This is a genomic window from Streptomyces sp. SID12488, from assembly GCF_010548275.1.
In the GTDB taxonomy this organism is placed as follows: Bacteria; Actinomycetota; Actinomycetes; order Streptomycetales; family Streptomycetaceae; genus Streptomyces.
On the sequence record NZ_JAAGLT010000003.1, the window covers coordinates 80,205 to 101,285 of the forward strand.

General features: G+C 70.9%; 16 protein-coding genes. 12 read left to right on the forward strand and 4 right to left on the reverse strand.

From position 1 onward, the window contains the following. Positions 1–7 precede the first annotated feature (7 nt). The 7 genes from G3I56_RS06520 to G3I56_RS06550 all read left to right on the forward strand — a co-directional run bounded on the left by G3I56_RS06520 (position 8) and on the right by G3I56_RS06550 (position 9,453). Entirely contained in the window at positions 8–2,683 is a 2,676-nt protein-coding gene (locus G3I56_RS06520) for a hypothetical protein (RefSeq protein WP_164407917.1), read from the forward strand. Positions 2,684–2,844: 161 nt separating this feature from the next. Beyond that, a complete protein-coding gene (locus G3I56_RS06525; protein WP_164407918.1) occupies positions 2,845–4,827 on the forward strand; it encodes an Ig-like domain repeat protein in 1,983 nt (660 codons plus the stop codon). A gap of 122 nt (positions 4,828–4,949) precedes the next feature. Next, positions 4,950–5,876, forward strand: coding sequence for a sortase (locus tag G3I56_RS06530; protein WP_164407919.1), 927 nt, complete (start codon positions 4,950–4,952; stop codon positions 5,874–5,876). Positions 5,877–6,037: 161 nt separating this feature from the next. Continuing rightward, positions 6,038–6,814, forward strand: coding sequence for a phosphate ABC transporter ATP-binding protein PstB (pstB, locus tag G3I56_RS06535; protein WP_164321173.1), 777 nt, complete (start codon positions 6,038–6,040; stop codon positions 6,812–6,814). Positions 6,815–7,023: 209 nt separating this feature from the next. Next, on the forward strand, positions 7,024–7,527 hold the full coding sequence (locus tag G3I56_RS06540) for a SigE family RNA polymerase sigma factor (protein WP_164407920.1): 504 nt from the start codon (positions 7,024–7,026) through the stop codon (positions 7,525–7,527). Between the two features lie 34 nt (positions 7,528–7,561). Continuing rightward, positions 7,562–8,542 (forward strand): hypothetical protein, encoded by a 981-nt coding sequence (locus G3I56_RS06545; protein ID WP_164407921.1) that lies wholly within the window; start codon positions 7,562–7,564, stop codon positions 8,540–8,542. Then, entirely contained in the window at positions 8,539–9,453 is a 915-nt protein-coding gene (locus G3I56_RS06550) for a DUF3152 domain-containing protein (RefSeq protein ID WP_164407922.1), read from the forward strand. The genes G3I56_RS06545 and G3I56_RS06550 overlap by 4 nt, the downstream gene beginning before the upstream one ends. 43 nt (positions 9,454–9,496) lie before the next feature. Here the strand turns inward: G3I56_RS06550 and G3I56_RS06555 are convergent, their stop codons facing one another. The 4 genes from G3I56_RS06555 to G3I56_RS06570 are packed head-to-tail and all read right to left on the reverse strand — an operon-like array spanning position 9,497 to position 15,033. Further along, positions 9,497–11,827, reverse strand: coding sequence for a glycoside hydrolase family 3 N-terminal domain-containing protein (locus G3I56_RS06555; protein WP_164407923.1), 2,331 nt, complete (start codon positions 11,825–11,827; stop codon positions 9,497–9,499). Positions 11,828–11,886: 59 nt separating this feature from the next. Further along, the gene (locus tag G3I56_RS06560; protein WP_164407924.1) at positions 11,887–12,792 is read right to left on the reverse strand and encodes a carbohydrate ABC transporter permease; all 906 of its coding nucleotides are present in this window, start codon (positions 12,790–12,792) and stop codon (positions 11,887–11,889) included. 4 nt (positions 12,793–12,796) lie between these two features. Continuing rightward, complete coding sequence (locus G3I56_RS06565) at positions 12,797–13,693, reverse strand: sugar ABC transporter permease (protein WP_164407925.1); 897 nt, start codon at positions 13,691–13,693, stop codon at positions 12,797–12,799. Beyond that, positions 13,690–15,033: an extracellular solute-binding protein gene (locus G3I56_RS06570; protein WP_164407926.1), complete on the reverse strand. Its 1,344-nt coding sequence runs from the start codon at positions 15,031–15,033 to the stop codon at positions 13,690–13,692. The genes G3I56_RS06565 and G3I56_RS06570 overlap by 4 nt, the downstream gene beginning before the upstream one ends. Positions 15,034–15,174: 141 nt before the next feature. Between G3I56_RS06570 and G3I56_RS06575 the strand changes: the two genes are divergently transcribed. From G3I56_RS06575 to G3I56_RS06595, 5 genes are all read left to right on the forward strand, one after another. Further along, positions 15,175–16,227, forward strand: a complete 1,053-nt coding sequence (locus G3I56_RS06575) for a LacI family DNA-binding transcriptional regulator (protein WP_164407927.1) — start codon at positions 15,175–15,177, stop codon at positions 16,225–16,227. Between the two features lie 348 nt (positions 16,228–16,575). Further along, entirely contained in the window at positions 16,576–17,937 is a 1,362-nt protein-coding gene (locus G3I56_RS06580; protein WP_203689350.1) for an endo-1,4-beta-xylanase, read from the forward strand. A 116-nt stretch (positions 17,938–18,053) separates the two neighbouring features. After that, entirely contained in the window at positions 18,054–19,139 is a 1,086-nt protein-coding gene (locus G3I56_RS06585; RefSeq protein WP_164407928.1) for an LCP family protein, read from the forward strand. A gap of 157 nt (positions 19,140–19,296) precedes the next feature. Then, positions 19,297–19,653 carry a YciI family protein gene (locus tag G3I56_RS06590; RefSeq protein ID WP_164407929.1) on the forward strand — a complete coding sequence of 119 codons (357 nt, stop codon included), beginning with the start codon at positions 19,297–19,299 and terminating at the stop codon, positions 19,651–19,653. A gap of 72 nt (positions 19,654–19,725) precedes the next feature. After that, the gene (locus G3I56_RS06595; protein WP_164407930.1) at positions 19,726–21,015 is read left to right on the forward strand and encodes an RNA polymerase sigma factor; all 1,290 of its coding nucleotides are present in this window, start codon (positions 19,726–19,728) and stop codon (positions 21,013–21,015) included. The last annotated feature ends 66 nt before the right edge of the window (positions 21,016–21,081 follow it).

Below are 21,081 nucleotides of genomic sequence, written 5' to 3' on the forward strand. Positions count from 1 at the left end.
GACGGCCATGAGCACGAGCCGGATACGCCGGCTGCTGGTGCGCCTCACAGCAGGGGCTGCCGTCGGGGCCCTCGCCGGGCTCGCCGTCGCGCAGACCGCGCCGCCCGCGACAGCCGACGCGGGCAGCGACTCGGCCGTCACCGTCTCCGGGCGCGGCGAGTTCAAGGACATGCGGTTCACCGTCAGCCAGACCGAGCACCTCACCAGCCAGGCGGTCACCGTCTCCTGGACCGGCGGCACTCCGACCGCCCTCGCGGGCACCCTGTTCAACACCGACTTCGTGCAGATCATGCAGTGCTGGGGCGACGACGACGGCACGGTCGCCGCCAACCCGGGCCCGTCGCGCACCCAGTGCCAGTACGGCGCCTCCCCGACCACCGACCGGGGCAGCTGGCCCGGCAACGAGTACGACGACACCCGCAAGGTCTTCTACAGCGCCGACCCCACCAACTACGGCCAGGACGACCGCTACGGCGCCGGAAACGTGTCCGGCCTCGGCGAGGTGCCCTTCAAGTCCGTCGACGGCACGCTGATCACCTCCGGCACCCAGAACAACGCCCTGTTCAACCGCAACACCACCAACGAGGTCGACTTCGCCCGCACAGGCGCCGACGGCACCGGCCGGGAGTACGTCGAGGTGCAGACCGCCAACGAGGCCCCGCACCTGGGCTGCGGCACCCCCGTACGGCAGAACGGGACCGTGAAGCCCCGCTCCTGCTGGCTGGTCATCGTCCCGCAGGGCCATCTCGACCTGGACGGCAAGCCGTACGCCGACACCAGCCAGGTGAACGCCGGTTCGCCGGTCTCCGCGACCAACTGGAAGAACCGCGTGGCCGTCCGGCTCGGCTTCAACACGGTCGGCGCCAACTGCGCGCTGGGCTCCGACGAGCGCGCCACCTCGGGCAGCGAACTCGCCGCCGACGCCATGAGCAGCTGGCAGACCGCCCTCTGCCCGAGCGGCAAGGTGTACGGCTACACGGAACTCGGCGAGCCGGACACCCGCTCCGACCTCATCGCCGACGGCTCCTCGGGCCTGGCGTTCACCACCCGGGCCCTCGGCGCGGACGCGGGCACGACCGCACCGGCGGACCCCACCGTCTACGCGCCGACCACGCTCTCGGGCACCGTCATCGGCTTCACCGTCGAACGCAGACCCAAGGCAGGAGCCTCCGAGGCGGTCCGTAAGCTCGCCGGCACCAAGGTCGAGTCGCTCGACCTGACCCCCCGTCTGGTCGCCAAGCTGCTCACCGAGTCCTACCGCAACTCCCCCTGGGGAGCGGTCGTCGGCACCACCGCCGCGAAGGGCTACGGCTGGGCGACGAACAACCCGGCCGGACTGGCCAGCGACCCCGAGTTCATCGCGCTCAACCCGGAGTTCGCCGAACTGTCCGTCCCCGAGACCCCGGCCACCGACACCGACCTGCTCACCGCGCTGGGCCACAGCGACTCGGCACGCGCGGTCTGGCAGTGGATCGTCTCCGACAAGGAGGCGCGCAACTTCCTCGCGGGCGTCTCCGACGACTGGGGAATGAAGGTCAACCCGTCGTTCAGCACCAACGTGGACCTGAACCCGACCGGTTTCGCCTTCGACCCGGCCGACACCGACACCTACCCCAAGAGCGACCGCTGGTGCACGATCCCGCCGGGCACCGGCGCCACCGCACCCCAGTGCATGATCGACTTTCATCCGTACGTGACGGACATGCACGCCGGCGCTCTGCACACCCGGCGCGCCGACAGCCTCTGGAAGGCGATCTGGGACCCGCTGGCGAGCCCGCCCGCGTACAAGAACCCCGGCCCGCAGACGGTCGGTTCCCGGTTCGTGATCACGGTGACCGACGCGGCCTCCGCCGCCCGCTACGGGCTCCAGACCGCGCGGCTGCGCAATGCCGCCGGCACGTTCACGGCGCCGACCCCCGCGGCCCTCACCGCCGCCGCGGCGAGTGCGTCCGGCGCGAAGGCCCCGGAGATCGTCCCGGCCAAGGCGACCGCGAAGGGCGCGTACCCGCTCGCACAGCTCGTCTACGCGGCAGTGCGCCCGGCGAAGCTCGACCCCGCCGCCCGCAAGGACTACGCGACCCTGCTGACGTACGCGGCCGGCAAGGGCCAGATCAGCGGCGCAGACCCGGGCCGCCTCCCGGTCGGCTACGCCCCGCTGCCGAAGGCCCTGCGGGACAGGACGGTCAAGGCCGCCACCGCTCTCGCCCACTACACCGGCCCGTCCGCCGACCCCGGCGGTTCCTCTTCCTCCGGCGGCACGTCCGGCGGATCCAGCGGCGGGGGCACGTCCGGCGGCGGCTCCGGCACCTCCGGCGGCCTGGGCGGTTCGGGCGGCACACAGTCCGGGGCCGGGACCGGCGGTGACTCGACCGGCGGTGCCGCGTCCGGCGGCGGCGGTGCGAGCGCGTCGCCCAGCGACCGGCCCTCGTACGGCGGCGGCGAGGCCGTCGAGACCACCGCCCTCGGCACCACACCCGCCGACCCGGCGAACGCGCTGCGCTACGCCGTCCCGGTGGGCGCCGCGCTCGGCGCCGCGGCCGGAATCGGGGCGCCCTTCGCGGGCGGCGGCCGACTGCGGTTGCCGCTCCGGGTCCCGCTTCCCGGCGGTCGCACCGTGACTGTCATCCCCGAACTCACCCTGCCGGAGCGGCTGCGCAGGCTGCTGCCACCCGGCCGGGGCTGAGCCCCGGAGCCTCCGGCCCACCGGCCGGGGCTCCCCACAGACGGCCGCCCGCCCCGAATCGCAGTCGGGGCGGACAGCCCGTACCACCCTGCCATACCCGCAAGATCTGCAAGATCTGCCCGATCCATCGGTTCCACACGACGCACAACAGGAGAACCTCGATGCGCAGAACGCGCCTCACGGCGGCCATGGTCGCCGCCGCCGTGGTGTCCGGCACGCTGGCTCTCGCGAGCCCGGCGTCCGCCGACCCCACCCCCGCCGGAACGTTCCGCCAGCTCGTGGGCGTGGGTTCCGACACCACCCAGGACGTCCTGAACGCCCTCGCCGGTGACACCGTCAACGAGAACAGCTACGCCGGTACGGCCGTGAAGTCGGCGGCCGGCGCGGGCCTCGCCTCCTACGACGCGATCGGCTCCGCGACCATCCAGACCCGATCGGGCGGTCAGGTGTTCAGCCGGCCCAACGGCTCCGGCGCCGGCCGGACCGCGCTCAGTATGTCGCTGACGGGCGACCTGTACCCCAACGGGCAGGGCGTCGCCATCAAGGGCCAGGTCGACTTCGCCCGTTCCTCGGGCGGCCCGAGCGTCTCCGGCAACGCGCTCACCTACATCCCGTTCGCCCGGGACGCGGTCGGCGTCGCGGTCCGCGGCACCGGCCTCGACAGCCTGACGGTCGACCAACTGCACGACGTCTACGCGGCCGGCAGCGACCACAAGGTCAACGGCCAGACCGTGACGCCGGTCCTCCCGCAGAAGAACTCCGGCACCCGCAAGTTCTTCCTCGGGGTGATCGGCCTCGACGAGAACACGGTCGACCCGCACCTCACCACCGTCCAGGAGAACCAGGCCGACTCCGCGCTCACCGCGGACGGCACGCTCGTCCCGTTCTCCGTGGGCAGCTGGATCGCCCAGAACAACGGCATCGCCCCCAACCACGGCGAGACCGCGGTCGCCGCCGGCGCGCACCTGGCGAGCGTCACGCTGCCCGGCGACACCGGCGCCACCAGCCCGGTCACCACGGTCAACGGCAAGCTCTCCCCGGTCGGCGGCTACTACGAGAACGCCACCTTCGGCCGCGACGTCTACAACGTCGTCCCGACCCGGACGATCGACCCGAGCAGCATCTTCTTCGACAAGGACGTCTACGACGTCTTCGTCAGCAGCGGCACCCACGAGGCGGCCCTCGCCTCCGACGACGCCAAGGGTGTCATCGCCAAGTTCGGCTTCCTGAACGAGTCGTACAACGGCTCGGTCAACCTCGCCAAGCACGCCAAGGTCGGCGGCCTGGAGATCGGCGGCCTGGCAGTCGGTACGCCGGCCGCGCCCGCGCTGAAGACCACCCTCGGCGACGCGAGCGTCAAGCTGGCCTGGACCCCCGCGTTCCCCGCCCCGGCCCAGCCCGTCACCGACTACCGCGTGACGCTGAAGGGTGCCGACGGCGCGCTCGTGGCCACCAAGGACGTCCCGGCCACCACCACGTCGTTCACCTTCTCGGGCCTCGCCACCGGCACGTACACCGCCTCGGTCGCCGCCGCCAACGTGATCGGCACCGGCGGCGAGGCCTCCTGGACCGGCGCCGTCAAGTACGCCAGCACCACGAAGGCGACCACCGCCACGGCCGCGTACGGCGTCGCCCCGAAGGTCGCCGTCACCGTGACCGGCACCCACGGCGTGGTCCCCGCCGGCAAGGTCACCGTCAAGGAGGGCGCCACCACCCTCGGCACCGGCACCCTCAGCAGCGCAGGCAAGGTCACCGTCAGCCTGTCGAACCACCTCAAGGTGGCCACGCACACCCTGACCGTCTCCTACGCGGGCAGCGCCAAGCTCAACTCCTCCTCGGCGACCGTCTCCCTGAAGGTCACCAAGGCGACCCCGGCCGTCACCGCCACCGCCCCGGCCTCGGTCAGCCACACCGCCCGCGCCAAGGTCACCGTGAAGGTCACCGCGACCGGCACCACGCCCACCGGCACGGTCCGCGTATACGAGGGCTCCCGCATCATCGCCACCGGCACGCTGAGCGCCGGCAAGGTGACCGTCACCCTGCCGAAGCTGAGCAAGGGCAAGCACACGCTGCACGCCTTCTACGCCGGTTCGACGACGGTGAACTCGAAGAACGGCGCGAACTTCGTCGTCAAGTCCACCTGATCCCTGCCCCAACCTGCCCCACCGCGTCGGGGGGACCGCCGCCATGGTCCCCCCGACGCGTCCCTGAACCCCTGAGTCCCTGAACCCCCGATACCCCTGAACCGCGAAGGAGGCGGGCCGCCGTGACGGTCGCCGTACAGACCACGCTCGCACCGGCGACGGCACCGGCGGCGTCCGCGTCCCGGACACGCGTCGCGAGCGTCACCGTCGTGCGCCACCTCGCCCGGGGTGGCCTGCTCAGCCTCGCCGCCCTGCTGCTCGGCGTCACCGCACAGCTGCTGTTGCTCAGCGGCATCCAGCAACACAGCGCCCAGCAGGCCGCGTTCGACGCCCTGCGCGACCAACTCGCCCAGGGCACCGCCCCGGTGGCGCAGGTCGACCAGGAGGGCAGGCTGCTCGCACCGGGCACACCGGTCGCGCTGATCGACGTACCCGCCCTGCATCTGTCCCAGGTCGTCCTGGAGGGCACCGACTCCGCCGTGCTGACCGACGGCCCCGGTCACCGCCGGGACACCCCGATGCCCGGTCAGGCCGGCACCAGCGTGCTGATGGGCCGGGCCGCGGCCTACGGCGGCCCCTTCGGGCAGTTGGCCGACCTCGCCGCAGGAGACACCTTCACCGTCGTCACCGGCCAGGGCAAGGCGAAGTACCAGGTCACCGGCGTACGACGGGCCGGTGATCCGGCGCCCGCCGCCCTCGCCGCCGGGAAGGGGCGCCTGGTGCTGGTCACCGCGACCGGCCCGCGCTTCATGCCGGAGGGTGTCCTGCGCGTCGACGCCGACCTGGTGTCCGCGCCCGCCGAGACCCCGGCGGCAGTCATCCGCTCCGGCACCCTGCCGCAGGCCGAGGAGCCCCTCGCCCGGCCCTCCGGAGTGCCCTGGCCGCTGGTGATGTGGCTCCAGGCCCTGCTGCTCGCGGCGGTCGCCGCGGTGTGGACCTGGCACCGGTGGGGCCGGCACCAGACGTGGATCGTCTTCGCCCCGGTCGTCGCCGTCCTGGGCCTCCAGGTCGCCACCCGCGCCACCGAGCTGCTGCCGAACCTGCTGTGAGCCCCGACGCGACGCCTTCCGCGCCCCGACTTCTCCGACACGAGGTACCCGACGTGACCGACGCCCTGACCGAATCCCCGAGCGAATCCGTGACCGACACGATCGTCCTGCCCGCCGTGCCGACTCCGACTTCGGCTCCTGCGCCGACCGGTGCGGCCACCGTGCCCGCGACGCTCGAAGCCCGCGCCGTGGCGGCCTGGTTCGGCAGCCACCAGGTGCTCAGCCGGGTCTCCCTCACCATGCCCGCCGGTCAGGTCACCGCGCTCATCGGTCCCTCCGGCTGCGGCAAGTCGACGTTCCTGCGCACCCTCAACCGTATGCACGAGATGATCCCGTCGGCGGCGCTGGCGGGCGAGGTGCTCCTCGACGGCGAGGACATCTACGACCCGTCCTGGCGGCTGACCGACGCGCGGCGCCGGATCGGCATGGTCTTCCAGAAGCCGAACCCGTTCCCCGCCATGTCGATCTACGACAATGTGGTGGCGGGCCTGCGGCTGACCGGAACGCGCACCGGCCGCCGCGAGAAGGACGAGATCGTGGAGGAGTCGCTGACCCGGGCGGGCCTCTGGAAGGAGGTGCGCGACCGGCTCCGCCAGCCCGGCGGCGCGCTCTCCGGCGGTCAGCAGCAGCGTCTGTGCATCGCCCGCGCGCTGGCCGTACGCCCCCGCGTCCTCCTCATGGACGAACCCTGCTCGGCGCTCGACCCCACCTCCACCCGCCGCGTCGAGGAGACGATCCACGAACTCGCGGGCCAGGTGACCGTCGTGATCGTCACCCACAACATGCAGCAGGCAGCCCGCGTCTCCCAGCGGTGCGCGTTCTTCCTCGCCGAGCAGGGCACGCCCGGCGGCATCGTCGAACACGGCTCCACCGACGACGTGTTCGGCACGCCGCAGGACCAGCGCACGGCGGACTACGTGGCGGGCCGCTTCGGCTGAGCCCACGAGTGGGCCGACCACTTGGTCGATTTCCGGGCCCACGAGAAAATTTTCCGAACCCCTTTCAACCTTTCCGCCCCGAGCGCGCTCAAGAACAGGTGAGACACACACCTGTGAGACGTGTGAGGGGCGTGATGCGTATCAGGCAGGTGTGCCTCTACGGCATATGAGCTCAACAGCCATACGCGGGACGGGAAAAGGGAGAGTGGATGTCGGCGACGGTCCGGCAGCGGGACTTCGAGGAGTACGCGCGGGCAGGCCGGCAACGGCTGTACCGGACGGCGTATCTGCTCTGCGGCGACCGCGAACACGCCCGCGACCTGGTCCAGTCCACGCTGGCCCGGCTCTTCCAGCACTGGCACCGGGCGAGCCGGGCCGAGCACCTCGACGCCTACGCCCGAACCGTCCTGACCCGGCTGTTCCTGCACGAGCGCCGGCGCCGGCTGCGCGACCTGCTCGCCCACGCCCGCCCCGACCCCGCGCCCGCCGAGCCCAGACCCGAGCTGCGCGTCACCCTCATGGCCGCGCTCGGTCAACTCCCGCCCCGGGCAAGGACGATGGTCGTCCTGCGCTACTGGGAGGACCTGAGCGTGTCGGAGGTGGCCGCGCAGCTGCGGTGCAGCGAGTCCACCGTCAAGAGCCAGTGCTCCCGCTCCCTGACCCGGCTGCGCGCGGTGCTGGGCGAAGCCCATGTGTACACCGCCGAGTACTGACCCCCGTACGCCTCCAGCGCTGAGAGGAACATCCGTGTACGACACGCCACCCGGCCGCCCGGACCGGCCCGCGCCGGACGCCGGGCCCGACGACGAACTCGTCGGGGAGCTGCGGGAACTGATGGGGCGCGCCGCCGCCGGTCTCGCGCCGCTGCCCGATCTGACGGAGGAGGCGGTACGCCTCGGCAGGCGCCGCCGGGTCCGGGCACGGGCCGCCGTGGCAGGCGCGGTGACCGGGGTCCTCGTGATCGGGGGTATCGGCTCGGCCCTTCTCAGCGGTGCGCTGAGCGTGGGCGGAGGCCTGAGCGACCCCGCCTCCCCGTCCGCCGGTCCGGCGGTCGCACCGTCTGCCGCCGCTTCCTCGACGCCGTCGGCATGGGCCTCCCCGGTGCCCGAGGCGACGTCGGACGCCGCCCGCCGGGCGCGAACGGCCAAGGCGCTGACCCAGGTGCTGGGCAGCCTGATCGGGACCGTCTCCCCGGCAGAAGCAGGTCTCTTCGCCGGCCGGATCGACGGGCACACCTTCCCCGTGACGTTCCAGGTCAGGCCCGGGGTGGACGCCCTCGTCGAGTGCCCGGACCCGCCGGAGACGGCTGTGGTCTGCCGTACGGCGTGGCTGCCCGGCCGGATCGAGGCGCAGGTCGTCGTGGCGGGCGGCGATCTGTGGGGCGGCCGGTCCGTCAGCGTCAGCTACCTCTACGCGAGCCACACCGTGGTGCTGACCGTCGGCCCGGACACCGACGCCAAGGTCTCCCCACCCGTCAGCGCCGACCAGTTGCTGGCAGCGGCGGGCACTTCGGCTCTGCTGTCCCAGGCGAAGTACGAGATCCAGGCGGCGGAGTACGAAGCGGAGGACGCGGCAGGAGACGGGACGGACCCCACGGGCGAGCCCTCCCTCACCCCGCCCACCGCGCCCGATCCCGCCCCGACCGGGCTCTCCAGCGCCGAGCCCTCCTCGGTGACCGATTCGAGCAGTACCGACAGTACGAGCGAGACAGGCGGTTCCCCCCGATGAGTGAGCAACGACGTGCAGTGAACGGGTCGCGCCGACTGAGCGCGTTACGGCGGCGGCAAAGGCGCCGGAACCGTATCGGGGCGATCGGCGCCACGGTCTGTCTCGCCGCGCTCGGTACGGCGGCGGTGCCGGTACTCCTGCCCCGGCTGCTGCCGGACACCGCACCGCAGGCCCGTGCCCCGGAGGCGGTCCTGACACCGGCCGCACCCACCCCGGCCGCCGGGACGGACGGCACGAGCCCGCCCGCCGACGACTCCACCGCCGGGGGATCCCCCGAGGGCTCCGAATCACCCAAGTCCCCGGCCGGCGGCCGAACTTCCGGGTCCGGGAAGGGCTCCTCCGGGCAGCCCACGATCCCCGCGTCCGGCCCCGGAACCTTCAGGACGGCCCCGCTCACCGGCACCGGGCCGGCCTCCGGTACCCCCTTCCGCGTCCAGGTCGAGGACGGCGCAGGCGTCGACCCGGCGGACGCCGCCCGTCAGATCGCCGCCATCCTCGAAGACCAGCGGGGCTGGCGTCGGGCGGGCGCCAGCTTCCGCCAAGTCACCGGTGCGGAAGCGGAGTTGACGTTCCGTGTCGCCACCGCGAAGACCACGGACAAGCTGTGCAACGTTCGGCAGGCGGACCACATCGGGGAGGTCAACTGCCGTACGGGCGCCGACGTGGTGATCAACCTCAAGCGCTGGCAGCTGGGTTCCCCCGAGTTCGACGGGCCGCCGGTCGAGTACCGCGCCCTGATCGTCAACCACGAGGTCGGCCACTGGCTGGGCCGCGGGCATCTGACCTGCCCGGGGCCGGGACGCCCCGCGCCCGCGATGATGCAGCAGATCGACGGACTCAAGGGCTGCGTGTCGAACGCCTGGCCGTACGACACACAGGGCCGATACCTGAACGGCCCCGCCGTGCCCTGAGTCGGCGGGGCCGAGTCCGCGCTGGACGTACGGACTTACGGACCTATGGGCCTACGGAACCGACCTCCGTCTCGCACCGCAGCCGCCGATCCGCTCCCAACTCCCGGACCGCGCCCACCAGTCGCAGCCGCGCCGTATGGCGTACGTCCGCACTCGACGCCCCCAACCGCAGCTCCAGCACCCCCGGTTCGACGATCCGGCGCCCCGAGCGGTCGGTGAACGCCGACAGGTCCGCGTGGAAGCGGAACGTCACCCGGCTCGCGGCCCCCGGCGCCAACTCCAGCCGCTCGTAACCGATCAGGCGGACGTCCGGCCGGGTCACCGAGGCCACCGGGTCGTGCAGATACAGCTGCACGACCTCCGCCCCGGCCCGCGCACCCGTGTTGCGAACGGTCACCGACACCTCGTACGAACCGTCCGTCCCGATCTCCGCCGGGTCTCCCTCCGCCGGGCCCCCCTCCGCGAAGTCCTCCCAGGCGAAAGAGGTGTAGGAGAGCCCGTGCCCGAACGGGTACAGCGGTGTCGGGTCCAGGCTGCTCACCCCGCCCGCCAGCCCCAGCGGCGGCTGGAGATACGTCCACGGCTGGCCCCCCCGCTCCCTCGGCACACTCACCGGCAGCCGGCCCGACGGGGTGACGCGGCCCGACAGAACTCCCGCGACCGCCGGGCCGCCCTCCTCCCCGGGGAAGAACGCCTGCACGGTGGCCGCCAGCCGCCCGTGCCAACGCCCCAGCGCGTACGGGCGGCCGGTGAGCAGCACGAGCACCACCGGAACTCCCGTCGACACCAGCGCGTCCAGCAACTCGGCCTGTACCCCGGGCAGTTGCAGCTCCGACACATCGCAGCCCTCGCCCGACGTGCCCCTGCCGAACAGGCCCGCCCGGTCGCCCAGCACCGCCACGCACACATCCGCCTCGGCGGCCTTGGCCACGGCCTCCTCGAAGCCCGCGGTGTCCGGCTCCGAGGTGGCACAGCCCTCCGCGAACGTCACCTTGGCGTCCGGGAGTTCGACACGCAGGGAGTCCAGGAGCGTGGGGATGTCCACGCCCACCGGCGTCTGAGGATGGCTCGGCAGGACGTGCGACGGGAACGAGTAGCAGCCCAGCATCGCCAGCGCGTCCGCCGCCCTCGGTCCGACGACCGCGATCCGGGTGTCCGGGGCCAGCGGGAGCAGCCCGTCCGGGTTGTCCAGCAGCACCACCGACTCCTCCGCCAACCGGCGGGCCAGCGCGCGGTTTCCGGCCGAGTCCAGGTCGATCGGCCCGCCGTCCGGCTCCGGCCGCCAGTCCTCGTCCAGGAGACCCAGCTCGCACTTCTGCGTCAGGACGCGGCGCGCCGCCCGGTCCACCAGCGACTCCGGTACGTCTCCCGCCCGCACCGCCGTCACCAGCGCGTCGCCGTAACTCCCGATCGACGGCAGCTCGACATCGATGCCGGCCGCCAGGGCCAGATGGGCCGCCTCGGCCGGTGTCCCGGCGACCCGGTGCAGGGACTCCAGGAAGGCGATGCCGAAGTAGTCGGAGACCACCGTTCCGGTGAACCCCCATTCCTCGCGCAGGAGTTGGGTGAGGAGATGCGGGTCGGCGGAGGCCGGGACGCCGTCCGTCTCGTTGTAGGCCGCCATCACCGAACGCGCCCCGCCCTCACGCAGCGCCATCTCGAACGGGGGGAGTGTCACGTCCGCGAACTCCCGCACCCCCGCCCGTACCGGCGCCAGATTTCGGGCGCCGGCCGAGGACGCGTACCCCGCGAAGTGCTTCAGCGTGGCGATGATCCCCGCCGACTCCAGGCCCCGCACATACGCCGACCCGATCGTCCCCACCAGGTAGGGGTCCTCGCCGATCGTCTCCTCCACCCGGCCCCAGCGCGTATCCCGTACGACGTCCAGGACCGGGGCGAGGCCCTGGTGCACGCCGACGGAGGCGAGGTCCCGGCCGATACGGGCCGCCATCTCCTCCACCAGCTCGGGGTGGAAGGTGGCGCCCCAGGCCAGCGGAACCGGGTACGCCGTCGCGCGCCAGGCCGTGAAACCGGCCAGGCACTCCTCGTGGGCCAGTGCCGGGATGCCGAACCGGCCCGCCTCGGCGATCCGACGCTGGGCGCGGGCCAGTGCCTGCGCGCCCAGCGTCGGGTCCACGGGGGCCGTACCGAAGGGGCGCGTGAGCTGACCGAGGCCCAGGGTGATCAGCTCGTCCCACTGGTAGTCCGCGGTCAGGTCGTGCTGGTGCGGGGCGACCCCGTGACCGTCTGTCGAGGCGCCCACCCACAGGCCGTACAGCTGGGCGGTCTTCTCCTCCAGGGTCATCCGGGAGAGCAGGTCGTCGACGCGGGCGTCGGCGGCCAGGGCGCGGTCACGCCAGGGAGCCGTGGTCATGAAACTCCTGTCAGGGAAGGTGAGTTCACCGGCGTCTGATTCCGTCGGTTCCCGTCGGTTCACTTGCCGCCCACGCCCATCAGGCCGCCGATCAGAGCGCGCCGGGCCACCAGGTAGACGGCGAAGATCGGGATGCCGGAGAGGACGACGGACGCGAGCAGGGCGGGGATGTTCACGCCGAACTGGCTCACGAAGTTGAAGAGGCCGAGGGTCAGGACCCGGGGTTCGTCGGACTGGGTGAAGATCAGCGGGAAGAGGAAGCCGTTCCATGCCTGCAGGGAGGAGAAGATGACAACCGTGCTGATACCGCCCTTGGCCAGCGGGACGGCGAGCTGGAACAGCATCCGCTGCGGGGAGGCACCGTCCAGGGCCATCGCCTCGTACAGATCCTCCGAGACGTCCCGCAGGGTGCCCACGAGGACGAGTACCGAGACCGGCATGGCGAAGGCGGCCGTCGGCAGGATGACCGCCAACAGACTGTCGTACAGGTCGAGTTTGGCGATGAGCAGGTAGAGGGGCACGACCACGGCCTGGGCGGGGATCGCCACGCCCAGCAGGAAGAGGCGGAAGGCCAGGCCCGACCAGCGGTCGCGGGTGCGGACAGCGACGTACGCGAGGGGGACGCAGAGGCCGAGGACGATGGCCACGACCGCGACGGCCACGATCACGGTGTTGCTCAGCAGATGCCAGAAGCCCGAGTGGAGGACGGTGCTGTAGTTGTCGAGGGTCGGATCGGTCGGCGGCTTCAGGGGGTTGCCCGTGAGTGCCTTGTCGGCGCTGGTTAGCGAGGCCGACAGCATGGCGTAGATGGGGACGAGGACGATCACCAGCCAGACGAACGAGCCCAGGCCCGCCAGCGGGTTGGCACGCCTCGTCCAGTGCCTTCGACGGCGACGGCCGTCCGGCCGCGGTCGTTCCGGACGCTTGTCCGTCGTCGGGGGACGAGGAAGCGTGTCGTGTGACACTCAGTCACATCCCTTCGCGGGTACTGCGCATGCGGCCGAAGCCGGTCAGTCGCACAAGGAGCAGGGACAGTCCCGTGGCGGCCACGACCAGGGAGGACGCGATGGTGCTCGCGTAGCCGAAGTCGTAGCTCTTGAAGCCTGCCTCGTACATCAGGTAGGGCAGGATCGCCGTGTCGGTGCCCGGGCCGCCCTTGGTGAGGATCAGCACGGTCTCGAAGTACGTCAGCAGGCCGACGACCATCAGGACGGTGGACGTCGTGATGGTGTGCCGCAGCTGCGGGAGTGTGATCGAGAAGAACTGGCGGTAGCGGCCCGCGCCGTCAATCGCCGCCGCCTGGTAGAGCACCTCTGGTATCTGGCGGGCCCCGCCCTGGTAGATCAGTGTGTGGAAGGGGATGAACTGCCAGGCGCCGACGAAGACGATCGCGAAGAACGCGCCGCTTGAGGAGCCGAGGATGTTCGCCCGGATGACACCGAAGTTCGGGTCGAGCAGGGCGTAGAAGAGCAGTGCGATCGCCGTCGAGGAGAGCAGGAACGGGACGAAGAAGATCGCGGAGAGGATCGCCCGGTTGCGCTGACGGCCCGCCGCCCAGACGCCGAGCAGCAGCGAGACCACCGTCTGGAAGACCCAGCTCGCCGCCATAAGGAGCAGGGTGAGCGTGAGTGACTGCGTAAGCCGCGGATCGTCCAGCAGCTTCTGCCAGTTGGCGAGGCCCACGGGCTTGGGGTCGCCGAGGCCGTCCCACTTGGTGAAGGAGAGATAGAAGGCCAGGGCCATCGGGACGACCGCGAAGAAGGTGAAGAAGAGCACCGCGGGCAGCGCCCAGACGGCACCCGGCCGCCCGGCCCGCACCTTGCCCCGCGGAGCCTTCTCGCCCCCGGAAGTGACCGTTGAACTCACTTCAGCCCCTTGCAGGCCGACACGAACTCACCGGGCGCCGACTTGCCCGTGAACAGCTTGCCGATCTCCGTGTGCATCTTCGTGCCCAGCTCGTCGCCGAGCGCCTGGTCCCAGGAGAGCGTGAACGCGGGTGCCTGCTGGACCAGGTCGTACTGGAACTTGGCGTACTCGGGGTTGGGCGCGGAGGACAGCAGCGCCGCCGCGTTCGAGGTGGTCGGTACGTCGCCGAGGGCGACCAGGTCCTTCGCGTACGCCTCGGACGCGCAGTCCTTGAGGAACGCGATCGCCGCGTCCTTGTTCTGCGTACGGGGGTTGATGGACCAGTAGTTGGTGGGGTTGCCGACGACGTTGCGGACGTCGCCGGTGCCGTCCTCGATCTTCGGGAAGGCCGCCCAGCCCAGGTTCGACTTGGCGAAGTCGGGGAACTTGCCGAGCTGCGTCGAGTACTCCCACGAGCCCATCAGATGCATCGCCGCCTTGCCCTTGGCGAAGACGGCCGGGGCACCGCCGTTGACGTACGACACCGAGGTGAACTTGGAGCCGAAGGCGCCGTCGTCGACGAGTCCCTTCACCATCTCGGCGGCCTTCAGGACCGCCGGGTCGCCCCAGCCCTCCGCGTCGCCGTCCTGGATACGCCGGAAGACCTCGGGGCCGCCGATACGGTCCACCAGGTACTCCAGCCACATCAGTTCGGGCCAGAGGTCGGAGCCGCCGAGGGCGAACGGGGTGATGCCCGCCTTCTTCAGCTTGGTGTTGATGTCGAGCAACTGGTCCCAGGTGGTGGGCGGTTGGAGCTTCTGCTCGGCGAAGACGGTCTTGTTGTAGAAGAGGATCACCGGCTGCATACCGCGCATCGGTATGCCGTAGTGGCGGCCCTTGAGGTCCCCGGCGGCGAGTACGGAGGGCAGGAAGCCGCTCTTCAGCACCGGGTCGTTCTCGATGACGTCGGTCAGGTCGACGATCTTGTCGGCCTCCTGATACGCCTTGATGGAGCCGCCGCCCCAGTTGAAGAAGACGTCCGGGGCACTCGGCGACCCCATCGCCGTACGCAGCTTGGGCAGGTAGTCCGAGCCCGGGATCTTCTCCAGCTTGACCTTGCCCTTGGCCGTCTTGCTGGCGGCCGACTTGTTGAACCGTGCGACGGCCGCCGCCTGGACCTTCACGGCGTCGTCCCCGTACACGAATGCGGTGATCGTGTCCCCGCCCCCGCCCGAACCCTCACCCGAGCCGCAGGCGCTGAGGCCGGTGGTGAGCAGGGCGGAGGCTCCGGCACCGAGCACCCAGCGCCTGCTGAACGCCGTACCGGTGGACCCTGTGGACCGCCCTCTGTTCGACTCCATGACTGCACCTCTCGCGAATGTTCTGAACGAAACCTGAACGAGTCTCTGTACGAATCTTTCGGGTGGTACGTCGAATGTTCCGGAAATTTATGGGGGGACAGGGTCTTCGTCAAGAGGTCGCGCAGGGATACGATCGCGGCCATGAGACCCTCGAAACCCGTTGAAACGCAGACGACACCGCAGTCCACCCAGACCGCGACGCTCGCCGAGATCGCCCGCGAGGCAGGCGTCTCCGCTCCGACTGTTTCGAAGGTGCTCAACGGCCGCGCCGATGTCGCCCCCGGGACCCGGACCCGTGTCGAGGACCTGTTGCGGGCGTACGGCTACCGGCGCCGCCGCGCCGAGGCGACCCGCTCCCCGCTGATCGACCTGGTCTTCCACGAGCTGGAGAGCGCGTGGGCGATGGAGGTCATCCGGGGTGTGGAGAACGCGGCGCGGGAGGAGGGGCTGAGCGTCGTCCTCTCCGAGAGTGCGGGCCGCCTCACCCCGGGCCGCACCTGGGCCGACCAGGTCGCGGCCCGCCGTCCGCATGGCGTGATCCTCGTCCTGTCCGGCCTCGACGAGTCCCAGCGGGCGCTGCTGACCAGCCGCTCCATCCCGTTCGTGGTGATGGACCCGGCGGGCGACCCCGGCGACAACGTGCCCTCGGTCGGCGCGACCAACTGGCAGGGCGGCCTGGCGGCCACCCGGCACCTCGTCGAACTCGGCCACACCCGTATCGCGTCGATCAGCGGCCCCTCCCGGATGATGTGCAGCCGCGCCCGCGTCGACGGCTACCGCGCCGCGCTGGAGACGGCCGGCCTCCCGGTCGACCCCGCCCTGCTCAAGGTGGGCGACTTCCACCACGAGACGGGCTACCGCGCCGGCCTCGAACTCCTGCGCTCCCCGGACCGCCCGACCGCCGTCTTCGCCGGCAACGACCTCCAGGCCCTCGGCCTGTACGAGGCGGCCCGCGAACTCGGCCTGCGCATCCCGGAGGACCTGAGCGTCGTCGGCTTCGACGACCTGCCGATCGCCCGCCTGGTGGGCCCCCCGATGACGACCGTCCGCCAGCCCCTGATGGAAATGGCGGAAACGGCCGCCAAGCTGGTCCTGGACCTGGGCAAGGGAGACGGCACGTCAGGCGCGACAAGGGTGGAACTGGCAACAAGCCTGGTGGTACGCAACAGCACGGCGCCGCCGCCAACTGCCTAAGGGGGGCAGGACAACTCCCCAAGGGGTGCGGGACTGTACCGATTCGCGGCTCCGCCGCGTGGGCGCGACAGACCACGACGCACCCGCAGGGCGACCACGGGCCTTGTTGGGGGCGCGAGGCTGTATCGATTTGCGGCTCCGCCGCGTGGGCGCGACAAACCACGACGCACCCGCAGGCGACCACCGGCCCGATAAGGGGCGCGGGGAACTGCGCGACAAGCCACGACGCACCCGCAGCCGAATCACCAGCCCCCCAGTGCCCCAACTGTATTGACGAGTGACACAAGGCCCCCCAAACTGCACCGAAGTCAATCGGTTGAACAGCCGAAACTTTCGGAGGCACCCGCAATGAGCCCCTCCAGAACAGCATTACGCCCACGCCTGCTCGCCCTCCTCGCAGCCGCAGCAACCACCACCACGCTGCTCCTCGCCGGGACGGCAACCTCGGCGCACGCCGCAGACCCCCCACTGCGCGACCTCGCCACCACCAAGGGCAAAGTCATAGGCACGGCAGTCACCGGCTCCAAACTCACCGGAACCTACGGCGACCTGGCCGGCGCCCAGTTCAACTCGCTCACCCCCGGCAACGCCATGAAGTGGGAGTCCGTGGAGCCCAGCCGGGGCACGTACAACTGGACCGAGGCCGACCAGATCGTCGCCTTCGCCCAGGCCCACAACCAGCAGGTACGCGGCCACACCCTGGTCTGGCACAGCCAGAACCCGGGCTGGCTGGCCAACGGCACCTGGACACCGGCCCAGCTGAGCGCGATCCTCCAGGACCACATCACCACCGAAGTCACGCGCTACAAGGGCAAGTTGGCGGCCTGGGACGTGGTGAACGAGCCGTTCAACGAGGACGGCACCTACCGCTCGACGCTCTGGTCGAACAACCTCGGCACGGACTACATCGCGCAGTCCCTGACCTGGGCGCGGGCGGCCGACCCGGCGGCGAAGCTCTACATCAACGACTACAACGTCGAGGGCGTCAACGCGAAGAGCACGGCCCTGTACAACCTGGTCAAGTCCCTGAAGGAGCGCGGAGTTCCGATCGACGGAGTCGGACTCCAAGCCCATCTGATCCTCGGTCAGTACCCCGCGACCCTCCAGCAGAACATCCAGCGGTTCGCCGATCTGGGCGTCGACGTGGCGATCACGGAACTCGACATCCGTATGCAACTGCCCGCCACTGACGCCAAGTTGACTCAGCAGGCGGCCGACTACAAGGCCGTCATGGACGCCTGTGTGGCTGTGACCAGGTGCGCCGGCGTGACGGTCTGGGGCTTCACGGACTCCGACTCGTGGATCCCGGACGTGTTCGACGGCTACGGCGCGGCGACCCCGTACACGGAGAGCTTCACCCCGAAACCGGCGTACTACGCGATCGCCCGGTCGCTCGGCGGCACCCCGTCGACGGAGGGCTGCACGGCAACGTACAGCGTCCCGAACCAGTGGAACTCCGGGTTCACCGGGCAGGTGACGATCGCCTGTTCCGCGGGCCGGTCGCTGTCGTCGTGGAGGGTGAGCTGGACGTTTGGTGCCGGCCAGCAGGTCGCGCAGGCATGGAACGCCACCTGCACCCAGTCGGGGGCGGCGGCCAACTGCGTGAACGCCTCGTACAACGGGACGGTGCCGAGCGGCGGTTCGGTGAGTTTCGGATTCAACGGGACCTGGAACGGGAGCAACCCGCTACCGATAGTAACGCTGGGTTGACCCAGGCCGATCCAGGGCCAATCCAGGGCTGATATCGGCCTGAGAAGCGTGAGATTTTCCGAAGAATCCCGGGTCGGGGCCCCTGTGCGTAACAATTCGGACGTACGTTCTTCCGTGTGACGGGAGACGAGAGACAGACGTCGGATGATGACGGGGGCGCGGAGAGACAGCCGGGGACGCAGGTGGGCCGACGGTCGTCGCGCTGGATGAAGGCCGTCGGTTTCACGCTGGCCGGCACTCTGGTGATCGCAGCCGCGGGTGCGGGTTTTGCCTACTGGCACCTGAACCGCAACATCAAGAGCGTCGACATCAACAGCGCGCTCGGTGACAACCGCCCGGCCAAGACGCAGTCGCTGCCCTCGGCAGGCGCGTCCGCCTCGGCGTCACCGCTGCCGAGCGAGGCGCTGAACATCCTGGTCCTGGGGTCGGACTCGCGCAGCGGCAAGCGGAACCAGGCACTCGGCGGCGGCAGCAGCGAGGGCGCGCGGTCCGACACGGCGATGGTCGTCCACCTGGACGCGGGCCGTACGAAGGCGACGATCGTGAGCATCCCGCGCGACACGCTGGTCACGCGCCCGTCCTGCCCCCTGTCGGACGGGGGTTCGACAGCGGAGGCGCACGGCGTCATGTTCAATACGGCGTACTCGGTCGGCGGCCCGGTCTGCGCGGTCAAGACGGTGGAGTCGATGACGAACGTCCGCATGGACCACTACCTGGAGGTCGACTTCGCCGGCTTCGCGGACCTGGTGGACGCGCTGGGCGGCGTAACGGTCACCACGGACGAGGACATCGACGACGAAGACAGCCACCTCGACCTGAAGGCGGGCACGCACCACCTCGACGGCACCAAGGCCCTCGCGCTGGCCCGCACCCGGCACGGCATAGGCGACGGCAGCGACCTGGGCCGAATAGGCCTCCAGCAGACCCTGGTCAAGGCCCTCCTCCAGCAGATCTCCTCGACGAACCTGCTGACCAGCCCGGCCAGGCTGTACAAGGTCGCCGACGTGGCCACGGCCGGTCTGACCACGGACACCGGCCTGAACTCGCTCAGCGAGCTGATGAGCCTGGGTCAGAGCCTGCAGGGTCTGTCGGAGGACGAGCTGAAGACGGTGACGATGCCGGTGGTGCCGGCGCCGTCCAACGCCAACCGGGTGGTCGCCGAGGAACCGGAGGCGGCGGAGCTGTGGGCGACCTTGAGGTGACAGTCAGGCCGTGAGAGGGAAGCCTCTGAGCTGCGGAAACGCCCCGGGGGAAAAATTCCCGAAGAAATTTCCGCAGCCGTGTCGATCCGGGCCCGCCCCGTTCGACGCACAGGTGAGAGCCCGGAAAGGAACCGGGCCCCGCCCAAGGAGGAACCCCATGCCCCGCTATCTCTCCCTCGTACAGATCGACGAAGCCACCGTCCCCGCCGAGGGCCCCAGCCCGGAGCTGATGCAGCGCATGGGCGAGCTGATCGAGGAGGTCACCAAGGCCGGGGTGATGCTCGACACGGCCGGTCTCACCCCCGCCGCGCAGGGCACCCGCGTGCACTGGCAGGACGGAAAGATCTCGGTCACCGACGGCCCCTTCACCGAGTCCAAGGAGGTCGTCGGCGGCTACGCGATCATGCAGTGCAAGGACCGGGCAGAGGCCCTGGAGTGGACCAAGCGCTTCCTGAAGGTCCACGAGGAGCACTGGACGGTCACCTGCGAGGTGCGGGAGATCGCGGAGGGCTGAGCGAACCGCTCGTCACCGCTGCTCTCCCGGCTTCCTTGGCCGATCGCCGCCGACGGTGTCTGATGGTGGGCTGTGACCCAGCAGCCCACCTCCGACTCCGACTCCGACTCCGCGACCGAGCGATCCGTCGAGACGGTCTTCCGCCTCGAATTCCCCCGCATCATCGCGGCCGTCACGCGCACCGTCCGGGATATAGGCATCGCCGAGGAACTGGCCCAGGACGCCCTGGTCGCCGCCCTCGAACAGTGGCCCCGCGACGGCGTCCCCGACAACCCGGGCGCCTGGCTCATGGCCACCGCCAAGCACCGCGCCATCGACCTGGTCCGCCGCCGCGAGACGTACGCCGGCAAGCTGGCGGAGATCGGCCGGAGCCTGGAGACGACCGCCCCGCCGGTCGAGCCGTCCGCCCCCGACGACATCGACGACGACCTGCTCCGCCTCGTCTTCACCGCCTGCCACCCGGTGCTGTCCGCCGAGGCCCGCATCGCTCTCACCCTCCGCCTCCTCGGCGGCCTCACCACCCCCGAGATCGCCCGCGCCTTCCTGGTCCCCGAGGCGACGGTCGCCCAGCGCATCGTCCGCGCCAAACGAACCCTCGCGACGAAGAACGTCGCCTTCGAGGTCCCGTACGGCCCACAGCGCGAGGCCCGTCTCGGCTCGGTCCTGGAGGTCATCTACCTGATCTTCAACGAGGGGTACGCGGCCACAGCCGGCGACGACCTGATGCGCCCCGCCCTCTGCGAGGACGCCCTGCGGCTGGCCCGGGTGCTGTCTGGCCTGATGCCCAAGGAACCCGAAGTGCACGCGCTGACAGCCCTGTTGGAGCTTCAGGCGTCCCGTTCGGCGGCCCGCACGGGCCCGACCGGCGAACCGGTACTCCTCAAGGACCAGAACCGCTCCCGCTGGAACCGCATGCTGATCGCCCGCGGCTTCACGGCCCTGGCCCGTGCGGAAGCGGCCGGCGCCACCACAACCACGTCAGGCCCGGGCCCGTACGCCCTCCAGGCCACCATCGCCGCCTGCCACGCCCACGCCCACTCCTACGAAGACACGGACTGGCCCCGCATCGCCGCGCTGTACGCGGCCCTCGCCGTCCGATCCCCGTCCCCCGTGGTGGAGCTGAACCGAGCGGTGGCCGTCTCGATGGCCGAGGGCCCGGCCCCCGCCCTGCGCATCATCGACACCCTCACGACGGAACCGGCCCTGCGCGACTACCACTTGCTCCCCAGCGTGAGAGGCGACCTGCTCCTACGCCTGGGCCGCAGGACGGAGGCAAGAGCGGAATTCCTACGAGCAGCCGAACTAACCCAAAACGAACGCGAACGCCACTTGCTACGAGCCAGAGCTCAGAAGTGCCCCTGAAAAGCTGGGGCGCAGCCCCGCCTTTTCAGGGGCGCGGGGAACTGCGCGACAAGCCCCCACCGGGCC

Excerpts from the sequence above, each read along its gene's own strand:
- G3I56_RS06520 (WP_164407917.1), top strand. The coding sequence starts at position 8 with ATGAGCACGAGCCGGATACGCCGGCTGCTGGTGCGCCTCACAGCAGGG.
- G3I56_RS06525 (WP_164407918.1), top strand. The coding sequence starts at position 2,845 with ATGCGCAGAACGCGCCTCACGGCGGCCATGGTCGCCGCCGCCGTGGTG.
- G3I56_RS06540 (WP_164407920.1), top strand. The coding sequence starts at position 7,024 with ATGTCGGCGACGGTCCGGCAGCGGGACTTCGAGGAGTACGCGCGGGCA.
- G3I56_RS06550 (WP_164407922.1), top strand. The coding sequence starts at position 8,539 with ATGAGTGAGCAACGACGTGCAGTGAACGGGTCGCGCCGACTGAGCGCG.
- G3I56_RS06555 (WP_164407923.1), bottom strand. The coding sequence starts at position 11,827 with ATGACCACGGCTCCCTGGCGTGACCGCGCCCTGGCCGCCGACGCCCGC.
- G3I56_RS06570 (WP_164407926.1), bottom strand. The coding sequence starts at position 15,033 with ATGGAGTCGAACAGAGGGCGGTCCACAGGGTCCACCGGTACGGCGTTC.
- G3I56_RS06575 (WP_164407927.1), top strand. The coding sequence starts at position 15,175 with ATGAGACCCTCGAAACCCGTTGAAACGCAGACGACACCGCAGTCCACC.
- G3I56_RS06580 (WP_203689350.1), top strand. The coding sequence starts at position 16,576 with ATGAGCCCCTCCAGAACAGCATTACGCCCACGCCTGCTCGCCCTCCTC.
- G3I56_RS06590 (WP_164407929.1), top strand. The coding sequence starts at position 19,297 with ATGCCCCGCTATCTCTCCCTCGTACAGATCGACGAAGCCACCGTCCCC.